Here is a 15,633-nt window from a genome sequence, read left to right on the forward strand (position 1 = left end):
GATTTTTTGAAAAGGTTGTTCAAAAAAGTAGCGGCAATAACGTTAGCCGCTGCAATGACCGCGTCTATAGGGACGGTTGGAGCAATGGCACAAACGGCAGATCCCGTTTTAACAACGCTTTCTGTTGATGAGACTACCCACGGCACAGGTGCTTTTGAAGGCGCCTATGGTACGGATGGGTACATCCTGCCTGCCTATTACGGAGACAATTCCTCTGGCATGACCGCTTATGATGCACTCCCGGATTATGTGGACGAGATTACATACAGCTATGAAGCACGCCACGGCACATGGCTGAAATCCGGAGCGCCAGCAGAATCCATGCTTGCAGTTGGAGAAGACGAGCCTCGCTTGGGCTATGTGTTCGACGATGAATGCCTGACGGTGCATGTCGATGTCAATGACGACGTCATGCATACCATCAGTTTGTATGCTGCGGAAGCGCAGGGGCGTGAACAGAGCTATCAATTTTTTGATGCAGAAACCGGGCGCGCACTTTCAGACAAAGTGACGATTTCGGATTTTGCGAGTGGCACTTATGTATCCGGTGCGTTCAGCGGGGACATTGATATTGTGATTCAGAATGAAAACATTGTGACATTGGTCACCAATTCTGTCCTCAGCGGTATCTTCTTTGATACGAAAGTCTATGAAGATGAAGTGGTCCGCTGGATCAATGTCAGCGCACCCGACGGCCGCGATACCTTTGAAAAGAGCGAATTCCCAATCCAGATGACCGCAGAAGTTGCTCCCTCTTATGCGGCAAATAAAGAGGTTTCCTGGAAAGTAGAGCCTCTGGAAGTGCTCGGCGATGGAGCTGCCAGCATTACGGACGACGGCCTATTGACTATTGAAGATCCGGGCATGTATGTGATCACCGCAGAAGCCCAAGACGGCACGGGCGTGCAGGGCACCTGCACGGTCAGCATGACCCCCGAAGACGCCGAAGAGTGGACGGTGGACACGGAAACTGGCGGAAACTGGATCGGAACGTATGGTGCGGATGGGTATGTATTGAACGCTTGGGGCGCCAATACTTCGGACGTAGAAAACCTTCCGTATTATGTGGATTCCATCTCGTATGGCACGGAGGACCGCAGCGGCAGTTATCTTGCCAGGACCGGGACCGCGGAAGAATATCCCTATGGTTTGCCGAATCCGGATGACAGCACAGGGACCCGCAAGATTGCCTATCGTTTCGACGATAAGTGCTTGACGGTCAAAATCCGTGTGAACGACAACGATACCCACAAGGTGACGTTCTACGCCTTGTCGGAGAATGAGAATGGGAGAAATAACAGCTATCAGGTCTACAAGGCGGATACCAAAATCCCGCTTTCGAAAAAGGTAGCGATTACGGATCTGACAGAAGGTAAATATGTCACAGTCACCTTCTCGGGGTCCATCGACGTCGTTATAAATAATGAAAATTATTCGCCTTTGAGAACCAATGCGTTGGTAAATGGTATCTTCTTTGACACCGATTGGGGCGAGACGATCCCTGTCCGTCGCCTGAGCATTGCGCCGGCGGATGGCGAAACCGTTCGTCCGGAGACCGGAACAGTTCAAATGAACGCAACAATCTATCCGGTCACTGCAACGGATAAGACCCTTACCTGGTCTGTAGAGCCGGAAGGCACTGATGTGGCAGAGATCGACCAGAACGGCTTGCTTACCATCCACAAGAGCGGTAGCTTCAAGGTTTGCGCTGTGTCCAACAGCGACCCCAGTATCCGTGCAGAGGTCAGCTTTGCCAGCTTGGGCGATGTGGCTATCCCGGATAAGACGGAAATCTCCACATTTGGCGATAACTTCGCGATGATCCAGAACGATATGGTTCGCGTGATCTACAATTTGGAGAGCGGCCGGTATTCTGCCTATGATCAGGAAAGCGGCCTGCCCTATATCCTGAATGCATACACCCAGGTCAACGATGAGACGAGTATCGACGGCTACACCTTCCATATGGAAGAGGTTGCGGAAGAAGATACCATCAAGACCATGCGTTTGATCGGAACCAAAGAAGGCGAGAATGGCATTGTTCTCGACGTTACTTTGGAAGACCATTGCGGGGAAATTATCCTGACAGCCGGTATTGTCAATACAACCGGCGAAGGCGTCAAGCTGATGCAGATGTATCCACTGATTGCAAATTATGCGAACGGTGGCGCTGTGTTTGTTGGCCCGGACCCGGATGAGAACCATGTGGTCCTGACCGGTGAAGGAAACTGGACCGTCCCGACTTTGCAGGACGATGTCAACATTAGCTCGAGAAACAATACCTTGATCACCTACTTGGATAATCCAAATAAGGAGAGCTTTGTCCTCGGCGGATTGACCACGTATGAGTTCCAGAATACCATCAATACGGCGTATCATGCGGGAACAGCCCTGGACAACAACGGCCGCAAGGGCATTGATGCCAGCATCCGTATCTTTGACAACACCGGTAAGCTAGTCGATGATGTAAGCGGTGAGCAGGTCGATGGAGGCTGGCTCTACATGGGCGACCAAGCTATGGTAAACTTCACAGAAGAGAATCCTTACACGGTTATGGAAGCCTATGCGGATAAGCAGGCTGAGGCTATGCATGTTGACTTGATTGATTTTGACCCGTATTATTATGAATGCTTGTGGTATGTCAACTGGTTGACATCGGGCGCAAACAACGCAGACTTTGCCGTACAGGAGGTTAAAGACCTGTATGACCGTGGAATGGCAAACTATGCGATCCCAAACCTGCGTGTGGAACCCGATACCTATGAAAACCCGAACGAGCAGCTTTGGTGGGACGACGAGCATTGGTATGAGTTCGGCCATATGACGGACAATTATCCGACCATCAAAGACTGGAACAAGGCCATGAACGAGGCTGGCGGCGAAGGCGGCCTGTATATGCAGGCGTCCTATCGTTCCGATGACTACTGCGAGCAGTATCCGGGGCACATGCTGTATAACGATCCGGAAGAGGGACCTGACTACACCGATCCGGAGTTCATCGCTCATATGGAAGATGTTTATGCAAATATCAAAGAATCGGGCATCCGTTCCCTGTTCTTCGACTATGCAGGACAGTATCACGGCAAGAGCGGCGGCTATTTCCTGGATCGTACGGGCGGTTTTGAAGACCCGTATGCAACTGCTGTTTCCGCATACCGCAACATCTTCAAGCTTGCGAAAGACAATGTTGGGCCGGATATCCGCGTCACAGAAAACTCTTGGGAACACAGTGGCACCGACCTGGCCATCGGCCTGATTGATATCCAGCGTACCATCGGCGACAACAACTCCTTTACCCCGGAGATCACCCGCATGAGCTCCTACCAGTGGTATCGCCACAGAACTACGAAGCTCTTGTATCCGGATGTAAAAGTGTTTAGCGACACCGATATGGATCTCCGCCATGCAGAGATTACCGGCACAGCCTTCTTCTTTGGAAAGATGACGGTTGGCGAGAGTGTTACCCGTATGGATGACCAGAAGATCAGGGATATCGGCAAGTCCGTCCCGTTCCCGATCAACGGCATCACGGCACGTCCGGTGGGACTGTTCCAGTCGGGCGAAGATCTGCCAGAAGTATACGACTATAAGTTTGATTCCGAGTATGATGACCATATCGTCCTGTTCTGGAACCAGACCGACAAGGCCAAGACCATCAGCGCAGATTTGGATGAAGATACCGCGTTTGGCGGTCTGAACCTGGATCCCGATAAGGAATATGAGGTTTGGGACTTCTGGAACTGGGAGTATATTGGCAAATACAAGGGCAGCGACATCCTCTCGCAGAAGGTCCGTAAGAACGAGATGCGCACCATGGCCCTTCGCGAAGTACGCGAAGATCCATATGTGCTCTCCACGAACCGCCACCTCCTGCAGGGTGATTTCGACGTGAGCAACGTCAACTATGATGCAGCTTCCAAGACTATGACTGGTACGTCTGAGATCGTCGGCAATGATACCTATAAAGCGATTATCCCGCTGAACGATAACAAGCTGCTTGTTAAGGATTTCAGCATTGACAATGACGCAGTGACCACCAGCTATGTGCAGAGCCCGTTCGGCAATTATGTCGAATTGACCCTGGATGCAGCGGAAAACCAAACGGTTAACTGGACCTTGACCTTCGAAGAGGGCGAACTTGAGCCGGATACCGAAGCCCCGACGAATATCGCGGGCCTGCGTGCTTCTGCGGGCGACAATGGTATGGTGACATTGACCTGGACGCCCAGCACGGACAACAGCGGATTTGTGAAGTACAATGTCTATGCTTCCAACGAGGCGGACTTTGACTTGAACGACGATACCCTCTTGTTGACCACGAAGGAGACCTCCTTTACAGATGATGTTGCGCACGATGGCGATTACTATTATGTGGTAGAAGCAATTGATGCATCTGGAAATGCAAGCGAAGCGGAAAAAGTGCGCACCAATTCTGTGGTGGAAGAGATCGATGTGGGAATTTTGACTGCTACAGCAGGCAATGAAAACTCCACTAGCGAAGCTGCCTCCAAGGTCCTCGACGGCGACACAAGTAGCATATGGCATACCGATTGGGACGGCTCGGATAGAAGCGAGCAGTGGCTCAATATCCACTTCTCTACACCGACGGAAGTGAATGCGTATCGGTATCTACCGCGTTCCGGAGCAGGAAACGGCACGATCACCCAGTATGAGTTGCATGCAAGCACAGATAACGGCGCGACCTATGAGAAGATTGCAGAAGGAACGTGGGAAGCAGTCGACGGTTGGAAGGAAGTCACCTTCCCGAACATGACTGTAACCGACCTCAAACTGATGCCGGTTAACGCCCGTGGAAATTACTCTTCTGCGGCAGAAGTACGTGTATACAACCTGGTAGATATCTCTGAGATTGCAATGCGCGACGAATCGGTCGAACTCTCTGTGGGCGATACCTACACGGTTTGCGCAGATGTTTATCCGACTAACTACAACGATGCGGCGCTTATTTGGACGTCTTCGGATCCGGAGGTCGCTTCCGTGGACGAGAATGGCGTTGTGACAGCCTTGACCGAAGGCACAACGACGGTTACCGCACAAGTAAGCGGCACGGAGCTCCAGGCGAGCTGCGAGGTAACCGTTGGAACATCGGTGCCGGAAAATCACACGTTGACCGTCCTTTATACGAAGGATGCCAGCCTCACCGTGAACGGCGAACCGCAGCGTATTGCGGACCTGCTCGGCAAATATGAAGCGGATGTTTTGGGCGGCGAGGAACTCCAGCTTGCCTTTACCCCGGCTACGGATGGAAGAACCTTTGCAGAGGTTCTGGTGAACGGTGAAAAGGTTGACTTTGAGGCGGACAGCTTCACTTATGACCTCACGATGCCCAATGCAGATACAACGGTAGAGATTCAATTTACCACCGTTTACAAGGAAACGCTGGGCCAGATCATCGAGTATGCGAAGAGCGTCGAAGATCAGGTGGAAGAGGCGGTACCCGCTGTACAGGAAGCCTTTGCAAAGGCATTGGAAAATGCAGAGGCGGTCTATGCGGAGAAGACCTCCACGCAAGATGTGATTAATCAAGCTTGGTCCGATTTGCTCGATGTACTGCACCTGTTGGAATTCAAGCCGGGCGACACCTCCAGTTTGGAGAGCTTGGTGGAACAATTGAAGGGCATTGGCTCGGACCCCTATACGGAGGATTCGTATCAGGCGCTGCAGGATGCGCTTGCAGAGGCAGAGGCCGTTCTGGCGGATGAGAATGCCATGGATGATAGCATCAAAGAGGCGTATGATGCGCTCCTCGAAGCAGCAGAAAACTTACAGTTTGTTGCAGACCTGAGCCAGCTGGAGATGCTGATGGCGAAGGCGGATGAAATCTTCGAGAATGCGGCATTCTATACGGACGACGGTTGGGACGCCCTCGAGAAAGCATATGAAGCGGCCCTTGCCGTCACGGAGGATTCCGAACAGAGCGCTGTTGACGAAGCGGCACAGGGCCTTGTAAAGGCAATTGCGGCGATGCGCTTGAAGGCGGATAAATCCCAGCTGCAGGCGGAAGTTGACCGCGCGAACCAGATCGACCTCTCCCTCTATACGAAGGCGAGCGTACGAGCCCTGGAAAAGGCATTGGATGAAGCCTATGCGATTTTGGAGAATGAGGATCTCAGCGAAGACGACCAGGCGGTTGTTGATGCGGGGACAAAGGCGGTTGTCGCAGCGATCGGCGGCCTTGTTGAAATCGACAAGGACAACGACGATCACGACAGCAGCAACAGCTCCAGCAGCAGTCAGGGCAGCACGTCTGCAAACGTTGGCAACGCATACGGCGCGGCAGGTGTTGTGGCAGCAGGCCAGAACGTATCCGCAAGCGCGTATGTGGTTTCCGACACGACGGTAAACTTCACCTTGAAGAGAGGCAGCGCATACTGCTTCAAGATGACGGTCGTGAACGGCAATGCCATGACGCCGAGCTTCACCGTCGGCAACGGCAATGTGCTGAAAACCCAGTTTGTGGCGAAGGTTGGCAATGACTACTACTACAGAGTGTATGCCACCGGCACGCCGGGCCAGAGCACAGGCGTTTACACCACCCTGCCGGGCAATTCCCCAGTGAAACACTGTGCAGTTACGATTGGCTAAATGCTTTCGTAGACGGACGTCATGCGTCCATTGCACTGTAACGATTGAATAATCGGAAATGACAAGATAAAAGGGAAGGATTCTTCCCGATAACGGTAAGGCTCCAAGCCTGGGTGTTCCCAGGGTTGGAGCCTTTTCCATATTCCATGCTTTTCTTTTTCAGATGGGATGCAGAACGATGGCTTCCTGTGTCTTTAGGCGTTTCCCCCCTTGCTTCTGTAGGGCTTTCCCTGTGGAGTGGAAAACAAACTCATCGCAGTTTGCTTTCTTAGAGAACGCCGTAGGCGTGTCCCGACCGGAGGTCCGCGAAAAGACGCTGTGCGTCCGTCCTATCAAGCACAGTGCAGTAACGGTTGGCTGATGAGGCCAAATAACAGGGAAAGGTTTTCCCGGTAAACAGAGAAGTCCCCGTCCTGGTTTTTTCCCGGGACGGGGCTTTTTACACGATCTGGGAAAGTTATAACGGGTTTTTGGGGTACGATTTAAGGGACGCCGGGAGGGTCTGTTTGCCCTGCGCTATTTATCAAAGAAAACTAGCTTATAGAAAGGAGTCCCGATATGCCAGCATATCGGGACTCCTTTCTATAAGCTTTTCATCGGTGGAAGTTATGGTTCCAAGATATGTTTATATTGGATTTCCCGTAACCATCCTTCAAGGTTATGTAACAGATTTTCATAGAGGGTATTGTCGCTGATATCGTCGATGTCGTCCAGCTTTAAAAAGGCTGCATTATCGGACCTGCGCCCATCGATCTCTTGAAGGCGTTCCAGAATCCCATATTCCTCCCCGTGAAGACCCACGAACTGCCAATAAATGGGGAAACGGGAGGTTTTGATCAGGATCTCTTCGATTTCCCAATCGGAGCTGAGCCTTCCATCTGTGAGAAACAGGACCATCACCGGCTTGCGGAGAGCGCCATAGATCATCATGATGTCGCGCATGGCTTCCGGTTCGTTGTTGTATTGGTAGTTGAGCATACTCATCCACCGTTCAAACCCGCCGGCCTCCGCAAAGGTATAATCCCGCACGTTATCCATGGTCACAGCGCCAAATTGGCGGCTCTTGGCCCCAAACGCCCATAGATCCATCGAACAGGGATCGGATAAGGTGGTTGCAAAGGCAAAAAATTTATCTACAACCCGCTGCATACGGCCGTTCCGATAGAGGTCAAACATGGAACCGGAGGCGTCGGCGCATGTGACGACTTGCACGGGCATTTCAGCCACTTCCGGATGGCTAGCCAAACATGCAAACATGTTCTTATATAGGCTGGTTAAATATTCGGTGTCCCCGCGGCATTGCCGGGCCAGGTTGTCCATGCGGGCGCAGACATGGGTGGGAAGTGAGGAGACGATGTTCTGCACCAAGGACGGGCCTGTGGTCGGCCGGTTGGGGGACGGAACTGAGGCCCGCGGAAGCGGGGAAACGGGCGGACGATTGGGAATCGAAGGAGCGGCGGGCGTTGGTTCCGCAACGGTACCTCCAAAGTGCTCCACCAGCGCCTTCAACCCACCGTTAAAGCCGCGTCCAACGGCGTTGAAACGCCAGTCGTCCCCTTTGCGATAGAGCTCACAGATCACAATCGCCCGTTCTGCCCGGAATTGGGAGCCGTCATAGGAATACCGCGCGGTTTCTTCCTGCCCTCGAAACAGACACACATGGCCCTTGGTCAGCTCCTGCATGGTGCGGGTCCCGTCGATGGAGGCGGTAAAAGACAGCTTGGCAATATGGGGCGGCAGTTGATCCAAGCGCAGATGGAAACGGACCGCGCCGGTGGCAGCTCCCCTGTGTAGGAGAATGCCGCCCTCCGGGGATTGCGTTTGGTTGTAAAAGATAAAGTAACGCTCATCCGAGAGCTTCCCGGCGTCATCCAATCCGAAACATCCGACGTCGATCTCTAAGGGAGCTTTGTGGTAGAACTCCAGTTCCAATTCCAGGCCGCCACAGAGCCTGCGGATGGATTCTTTTTGCCCGCGCAAAAAATCCAGCATGTAATTTACACCTCCCAGATCAGGTGTGCTTTTCTGGGAAAATCAGCTTGCGAAGCGTTCCAACCGGCAGAATAATCAAAGACAACAGAATGACAACGCCCCACTCCTGCAAGGTAAGCGGCGCTGTGCGAAGGATCGGCCCTCCGATAAAGGTCATCAGAACCTGTACGCCGGCAATGAGCGCCATAATATAGAGGAACATCTTGTTTTGTGTGATGTTGTCAAAAATATTGATCTTTTCGGTGCGCGCGTTAAAGCCGTTGAGCATTGCGCTGAGCACATAGAAGCAGAAGAACCCGGTCATAAAGTAGATGTCGTGGCCCTCGTAAATCATCTCACCGTCCTGACGGAAGAGGCTTCTAAAGAACGGATGCTGGAGGAAGACCAAGCTGGCGGTTGTCAAGTAGATGCCCATGACCAGCAGGGAAGACCACATGTTTTTGCTGATGATGGATTCGTCCCTGCGCTTTGGTTTTTCGTCCATATAGCGGTCCAGCGCGGGTTCACCGCCCAATGCAAGCGCGGCCAACGTATCCATGACGATGTTGACCCAGAGCATCTGCGTGACAGACAGGGGCGTCCCCATGCCGATGAACGGCCCGATGAAGGCAATCAGCACGGCGCTGATATTGATGGTCAGCTGGAAGACGATAAATTTCCGGATGTTGTTGTAGATGGTTCGGCCGTATAGGACCGTCTTGACGACGGAATTGAAATTGTCGTCGAGAATGGTGATGGCGGCCGCCTCCTTGGAGACCTCCGTGCCGGAACCCATGGCAAAGCCGACGTCCGCTTTTTTGAGCGCCGGGGCGTCGTTGACGCCGTCGCCCGTCATGCCGACCACGAGGTTCAGCTCCTGCGAAACGCGGACCAAACGGCTTTTATCCGTGGGAAGGGCACGCGCGACGACGCGCAGCCGCGGCAACAGCTTTTTCAGCTCGTCATCCGATAGGGCGGCCAAATCCTCGCTGGTGAGCGCCAAATCGTCCTCGGACTCGATGAGCTTGGCGTCCCGCGCGATGGCAGCTGCGGTTTCTTTTTTGTCTCCGGTGACCATGACCACTTGGATTCCAGCGCGTTTGGCGGTCTTGATGGCTTCCACCGCCTCGGGGCGGAGCTCATCGCGGATGCCGACCATTCCCACAAAGGTCATGTCCTGCAACAGGTGTTCGCCAATCCGGTTGTCGGAGGTAGCAAAGGCCAGCACACGCATAGCCTTTTCCGAAAGGGCGGCCATGCGCTGCTCGAGCATATTCCGCACCTCATCCGTGAGAGGATGGACCTGCAGGTCTTCGCCATAATAGGAGGTGCAATAGGCCAGGAGCTTTTCCGGCGCGCCCTTGATGATGGCGCGGTTGAGCCTCCCTTTCATCACGCTGGCGGAGTATTTGTTGGCGCTGTTGAACATCAACGTGTCCTCGCACTCCATCTTATAGCCCTCATAGGTCAATGTCCCTTCGACGCCGACAAACTCATGCAGGGCCCGCTCGGTGGCGTTGCCGCCGGTGACTTGCAGCTTCCCGTTGTTCACCAACGCAATCGCATTGGTATTGCCGCAGATGTTAATCAGCAGCAGTTCGCGCAAAGGATCGGGGATGCTGGCAAAACTCTGATAGTCCTTTCCCTCCGGGGAGATAAAGTCCACCACCTGGAGCGCGCCCTTGGTGATGGTACCCGTCTTATCGGAAAAGAGAATGTTGAGGCTACCGGCTGTCTCCGCACCGTCGATTTTTCGGATCAGGATGTTGTCTTTGAGCAGCTTTTTCATATTTAAGCCGGAAACAAGCGCGATCATCATGGGGAGGCCCTCCGGGACCGCCACCACGATGATGACCACAGCCAATGTGACCGAGGAAACCAGGTCGCGCAGGATCTGCATGATGTTCTCCATGGAGAAGTAGGTTGTGGCGCCGGGCAGCAGGGTGGGATTAAAGAAGATGCAGTTAATCATGAAGGCCACGGCGATCAATGTGCCGCCGATGTAACCAAATTTGGAGATGGTGTCGGCCACTTTCCCGAGTTTGACCTTCAACGGCGATTCGCGTTCGTCGTCCTCCTTGAGCTCTTGCGCCAGGCGGCCAAACTGGGATTTGTCGCCCACGCATTTTACCTGCATGACCGCCTCCCCGCTGGTGACGACCGATCCGCGGTAGACTTTGTTCGGATCTAAGAAGTCGATCTTTTCCGGGTCATAGGTATAGCCCGGCTCCGCCGCAGTCTTTTTGGCCTCTTCGCTTTCGCCGTTGAGGCTGGCCTGGTTGACCTTGATATCGCCGTCGATGAGGATGCCGTCTGCGCACACTTTGTCGCCCGCTTGCAGCAGGACATAGTCGCCCGTGACGATGTCGTCGATCTTCAGATCGGTGACCTGGACAACGCCGTCGCGTTTGCGGAACACCTTGCAGAGGATCTTGGAATACTCGTCCTGTAGCTTTTGAAAGAGCTGGTTGTTGGAGTATTCGCTGTAGGTGGAGACCGTTGTGGCGAGGATGACGGCGATAGCGATGCCGACAGCTTCCAGCCAGTCGCCGACCCCGAGGATGGCGAAGACCACCGTGATGATCAACGCCACGGTGAGAATGCGGATCAAGGCGTCCCCGCGAAAGGTCTCCCACAGCTCATGCCAGAAGGAGGTCTGTTCCGGTGGGGTAAGCATGTTGCTTCCATATTTTTTTCGGCTTTCTTCCGCTTCCTGTTCGGTAAGCGCATTGATTTCATGATTTTTTAGCATAGTATCCTTCTCCTAAACCTGTTAAGATACGGGTTAAAACCTCTTCCGTACCGGCTTGTGCCGGGAGGGAAGAGTATTGAATGGGGAACCCCCAATCGGTTCCCTCGAGTTCACAGCCTTTTAAAGACCAAGCGGCGTCGCAGGCGCGAAGCATGGGTACGTCGAACCAGGAATCCCCAAAGCCCACAGCGGTGCCGCAGCCTTCCAATTCCCGGACGCGTTCGAGGACGGCCCCTTTATCGAGGGCCTGCGGATAGAGGTAGAGCTTTTTCCGTTGGCGGTAGAGCGCCCAGCCGGAGGCGGAAAGCTCCGCCGCCAAAGAGCTGCATGCCCGGTCGTCGAACGACTCATCCTCCACGAAAAAGACCGCGAGGTATTCATATTGCTTGGACAGGCACTGAATCCCCGGCAGTTGCTTCAGCACGATCCCTGCCCCGTCTGTCAAGTGCAGGGGAAGGGCGTGGACCGTGCGTTTCACATGGGCGGCCCATACAGAATCTTCCTTGCCGTCGCGATAAAGATATAAGCCATTTTGCAGGGACAGGTACCGACAGCTTCCGTCGGAGACAAAGACCACCCGATTGGCCTGTTCCAGCCCCCGCAGGGTGTTTACAAAGCAGACCGCCTGTTTTTGCAGCGTCCGCAGCGCAGAAAACCCGCCGGGGGTCATAAACCCGAACGGTTCCCCAAAGCGGTACTCCACAGGGATGACAGCGGCGTCACCCTCCAGGCGGCGCTGGGAAAATAAGAGGGTACGATCCAAATCAGCGGCAAAGATCATTCGGCGCCACCTCGTTTGTCGGCGATCAGGCCGCAGCAAAGATACGGCATTTCCGGATAGATGGTGATAGGGACATGGCGTTCCTTGGCTAACAAGGTGATGTGCGCCACATCCGGGTGGTTCGCCTCCCGCAGGAGCACCCGGTCTGGCACACGGCGCAGGAGCACGCGGGTGGTTTCGCCGATGCTGGGCTTGATCCGGTTGATATCATGGACGCCGAAGGCTTCCCCAATCCGCCGGACCGCCTGCATGCCGCTCCAATCGGGGGAACGGTCCGATGCAAGGAGGCGGGCAAACTGGGTTTCGATCTCCTTCCTACGCGGGGCAAACCACCGGCATACCCCATCCAAATAGCGGGCGGTCTGATCCTTTGCGGCAAATTCCCAGTAGACCCGCACGCCGTGGAAGTCATCCGGCCCGATCAGTGTTTTGTTGTGAACGGTACGGCTGATCAGCCCACAGATGGTGCTGTTGAGGCAGCAGGACGGGTTGATGAAATCCTCCCGTGTGGCGTAGAGGGAACACGAGTGGGCAGGGTCGGCCAGTACGGCAAGGGTGGGGCGCAGGGGAGTCCCGCTGTGCGCATGGAACTGCGCGCAGGATTCCTCCAATTGGTGGGTAATCATCCCTTTTCCCGTCCAACCGTCCACAAAAACGATCTCCTGGCCTGGGTGCCGCTGCAGAATGAGCCGGATGGCGTTTTCGTCAAAGCCCTTTCCACGGATGATGCTCACCCCATAATGGGGAAGATCGCGGCCCAATTCGCGGGCAGCGTACCGGCGCATCAAAACGCCGCAGGGGACGCCCGCACGCACCAGGGAGACCAGCACGGGACTGGGGTGCTCAGAGAGCACCAAACGGGTCAAAACACCGGTGTAGAGCGCTACCTCTGGGAGCTGCGTCTCCATCAGATGTTCAAAGACCTGTTCATAGGCTGGGCTGGGGACCTGTTCGATGGGGAGATCTTCGGAATAGTGGCGTCCCGCTTGGATGTCGCGTTCCCGGAGCGCCGTGTCCCGCTCTTCGACCTGCCCAGTTACATCCTTGAGCAAGAGGATCACATCGTCCGGATCGAAGCTGCCCAAGTGGGGAGGAAGGGAGGATGCGGTCCAGTTCATAGGGCGACCACCGTCACTTTCCCAATCCCTTTGCTTTTGAGGTAGGCGGCCAGTTGCCCGATTCCTGCCGGGCGCAGGGTCCCCTCCTCCACAAAGAGGGTAGCCTCCCGGTAGGCATGGTCCGGGACATTGTATAGATAGCCGACCGGACTGTAACAATCCGGCGGATCGAAACAGACGCCGGATACAATTGCGGAACCAGCCATGGGGAACACCGGGCTTTGCGTGGTAGAGTGGAACGCATGTCCCCCGCAAAATCCAGAGATGAGGGCCGGAGCGTAGATAAATTCCCCAGCGCCCAGATAGAGAGTTGACGTCTCTGATGGGGCCGGTCCCAGTTGAGTGGCAATGGAACGGCAGCGGGCGCGCTGGAGCGCCAGAGCGCTGGCGCTTTGCAAGGTCCGGTCTGAAAGGGCGTTGCCGGGCAGCGAGAGAAGCGCAGGGGCTTCCCCAGCGGCACCGCGGTAATCGGATAGGGACAGGGGAGGCAATTCCCCGGTCCGGACCTGGGCAATGTGGCCGCGTAAAAGGGAGAACACCCGGATCTCGATGCCAAGCTCCTGTTCGATGGCCCTGCGGTTGCTGCCTTCGCTGTTGTCCACCAGAACCATCAGCGTGAAACGGCGAATCCCGTAAACGGCATGGAGCTGGCGGATCAGGCGCAGCGCGGTGTTTCCCGTGGTGAGCTCGTCGTCCACCAGGACGACCTGCTGGCAAGCTGCCATAAACGGGTCATGCGGGTCCAAATACAACCGGTGGGTGCGGGCATGCGAGTGGGCTTCGTCAAAGGTGAGCGGGGAGGCGCCTGCACGGTCCACACGGGTTGTGCTGATGTAGGCCATCTCCCCGTCGAAGCAGTCCGCCACTGCCCGTGCGAGCCCGGTGGCGGTTTCCGCAAAACCCAGAAACAGCGCCCGGTCCTCCATTCCCAGCGAATAGCGCGAGTGCTCTAAGCGGTCCCAAACTTCGGGAAAAGGCGAAGCGGTGCTTCCTTTGAGGATACCGGCCCAGCCCTGTTCATCCTTCTGGTCGAGCCACGCCAGCGCCAGCAGCTTCCCTGCGGCGAGAAGCGCAGCCGGTTCAACCGGCAGATGCTTGCCCAGCACCTTGCTGACAAAGAGAAAGGCGCGCTGCGTATTTTGCCGTACAGCCAATCGAAAGAGGTCCTCCGGCAGCAGGCCAAAGCGGGTCTCGCTGATCTCCAATTCCAGTTCGAGTGCGGGTTCGAGAGAAAAAACCGCTTTGCTCATAGATAATCCCCCTCGTTGTAAACCGCTCGAAGCAGGCCCTTTGCGTCGGTGTTTTCCTGATAGACGCCGTATAGCTCCGCTTGCCGCAGCATTTTGTTTGCCCAAAGCGCATGGGGCTTCAGTTCATTCATCTTATTGTGCCGGATGCTGGGCATAACGCCCACACGTCCTGGATCCCCTCCCAAGATAGCGACTGCATCGTGGTACCGTTCATAGGGGACGGCATAGCTGGCCTGGACGGGGAGCAGCTGCGTGGGATGTACACAGGTTTTCCCGCAGATGCCGTTTTGCTGATCCAGGGCCACTTCCTGCATCAGGCCTTCCACTTCGCTCCAATTCTGCAATGCCCGCGCCCGCGCGATGGTGCTGTAATATTCCCACACGGGCCCGCTGATGGTATAGCGGTCCCCCAATCCAAACACACGGACGATATCCGCAATACAGGAGGCGACGGTGGCAACTTGATAGATCGGGGTATCGACATTTCGGCGGATGCCATAGAGGCCGCACAGATCCGTGGCACCGATTCGGATGTTTAAAATGCGGTCAAAAAAGGGTTCCGCAATGGATGCCAGCTCCCGAAGGAGGCTAATGCGGTCATCGCAGAGCATCAGTTCCACCGATTCCAAGATCGGCATGATATAAAAGGGTTCTTTCGCTTCTTGGTTGATTGTTTCCACAATGGACAGGGCACGTTGGAGGCTTTCGCGGGTCGTTTTGGGAAGGATGACGCCCGTGAGGACAGGGCTGTTTTCTACAAAGAGCCCGGCCAGCCTTTCCAACATATCCACGTCTTTCACACGTACAAAGAGAAGCGGGAGCCTATCCCGGGATAGACTCCCGCCCAGCAATGCCCGCCTGATATCGGAAAGCTGTTTTTCCACATTGAGAACAGCTTCTTCCCGCTCCTGATCGCCCACAGCGTCCTCCAGGCAGATGGCCATAGAGGCAAGCCCCTGGACTTTCCCTGTCTGGAGAATTTGAGCGATCGTTGGATTCCCCCCAGGAATGTAGAGCAACCCTCCCACTGCGCTGCGTAGCATTTCCCGCTCGGTCGTTTTGTCAAACGGTGCAGGTTCACGGAAAAAAAGGCTTTTCCGGTCGCCGTGGGATAAATAGTTAAAATATCTCATGATTTGGAATCCTTGTCGTTTT

Annotated in this window: 7 protein-coding genes; 1 reads left to right on the forward strand and 6 read right to left on the reverse strand. The window is 54.8% G+C overall.

Annotated elements, in window-relative coordinates; genetic code table 11:
* Positions 1–84 precede the first annotated feature (84 nt).
* Positions 85–6,606 carry an Ig-like domain-containing protein gene (locus I2G69_RS02960; RefSeq protein ID WP_195560164.1) on the forward strand — a complete coding sequence of 2,174 codons (6,522 nt, stop codon included), beginning with the start codon at positions 85–87 and terminating at the stop codon, positions 6,604–6,606.
* A gap of 606 nt (positions 6,607–7,212) precedes the next feature.
* Here the strand turns inward: I2G69_RS02960 and I2G69_RS02965 are convergent.
* Genes I2G69_RS02965 through I2G69_RS02990 form a run of 6 tightly spaced genes read right to left on the reverse strand, consistent with a single transcriptional unit; the run spans position 7,213 to position 15,611 of the window.
* On the reverse strand, positions 7,213–8,598 hold the full coding sequence (locus I2G69_RS02965) for a VWA domain-containing protein (protein WP_195560165.1): 1,386 nt from the start codon (positions 8,596–8,598) through the stop codon (positions 7,213–7,215).
* Between the two features lie 19 nt (positions 8,599–8,617).
* Positions 8,618–11,329, reverse strand: a complete 2,712-nt coding sequence (locus I2G69_RS02970; protein ID WP_087230640.1) for a calcium-translocating P-type ATPase, PMCA-type — start codon at positions 11,327–11,329, stop codon at positions 8,618–8,620.
* Complete coding sequence (locus I2G69_RS02975) at positions 11,313–12,110, reverse strand: hypothetical protein (protein ID WP_195560166.1); 798 nt, start codon at positions 12,108–12,110, stop codon at positions 11,313–11,315. The genes I2G69_RS02970 and I2G69_RS02975 overlap by 17 nt, the downstream gene beginning before the upstream one ends.
* Complete coding sequence (locus tag I2G69_RS02980) at positions 12,107–13,228, reverse strand: cysteine protease StiP family protein (RefSeq protein WP_087230647.1); 1,122 nt, start codon at positions 13,226–13,228, stop codon at positions 12,107–12,109. The genes I2G69_RS02975 and I2G69_RS02980 overlap by 4 nt, the downstream gene beginning before the upstream one ends.
* Complete coding sequence (locus I2G69_RS02985; protein WP_087230649.1) at positions 13,225–14,478, reverse strand: phosphoribosyltransferase domain-containing protein; 1,254 nt, start codon at positions 14,476–14,478, stop codon at positions 13,225–13,227. The genes I2G69_RS02980 and I2G69_RS02985 overlap by 4 nt, the downstream gene beginning before the upstream one ends.
* Positions 14,475–15,611 carry an HpcH/HpaI aldolase/citrate lyase family protein gene (locus I2G69_RS02990; protein WP_195450494.1) on the reverse strand — a complete coding sequence of 379 codons (1,137 nt, stop codon included), beginning with the start codon at positions 15,609–15,611 and terminating at the stop codon, positions 14,475–14,477. The genes I2G69_RS02985 and I2G69_RS02990 overlap by 4 nt, the downstream gene beginning before the upstream one ends.
* Between the last annotated feature and the right edge of the window lie 22 nt (positions 15,612–15,633).

The sequence above is a fragment of the Anaeromassilibacillus sp. D41t1_190614_C2 genome (genome assembly GCF_015558525.1).
GTDB lineage: Bacteria > Bacillota > Clostridia > Oscillospirales > Acutalibacteraceae > Anaeromassilibacillus > Anaeromassilibacillus stercoravium.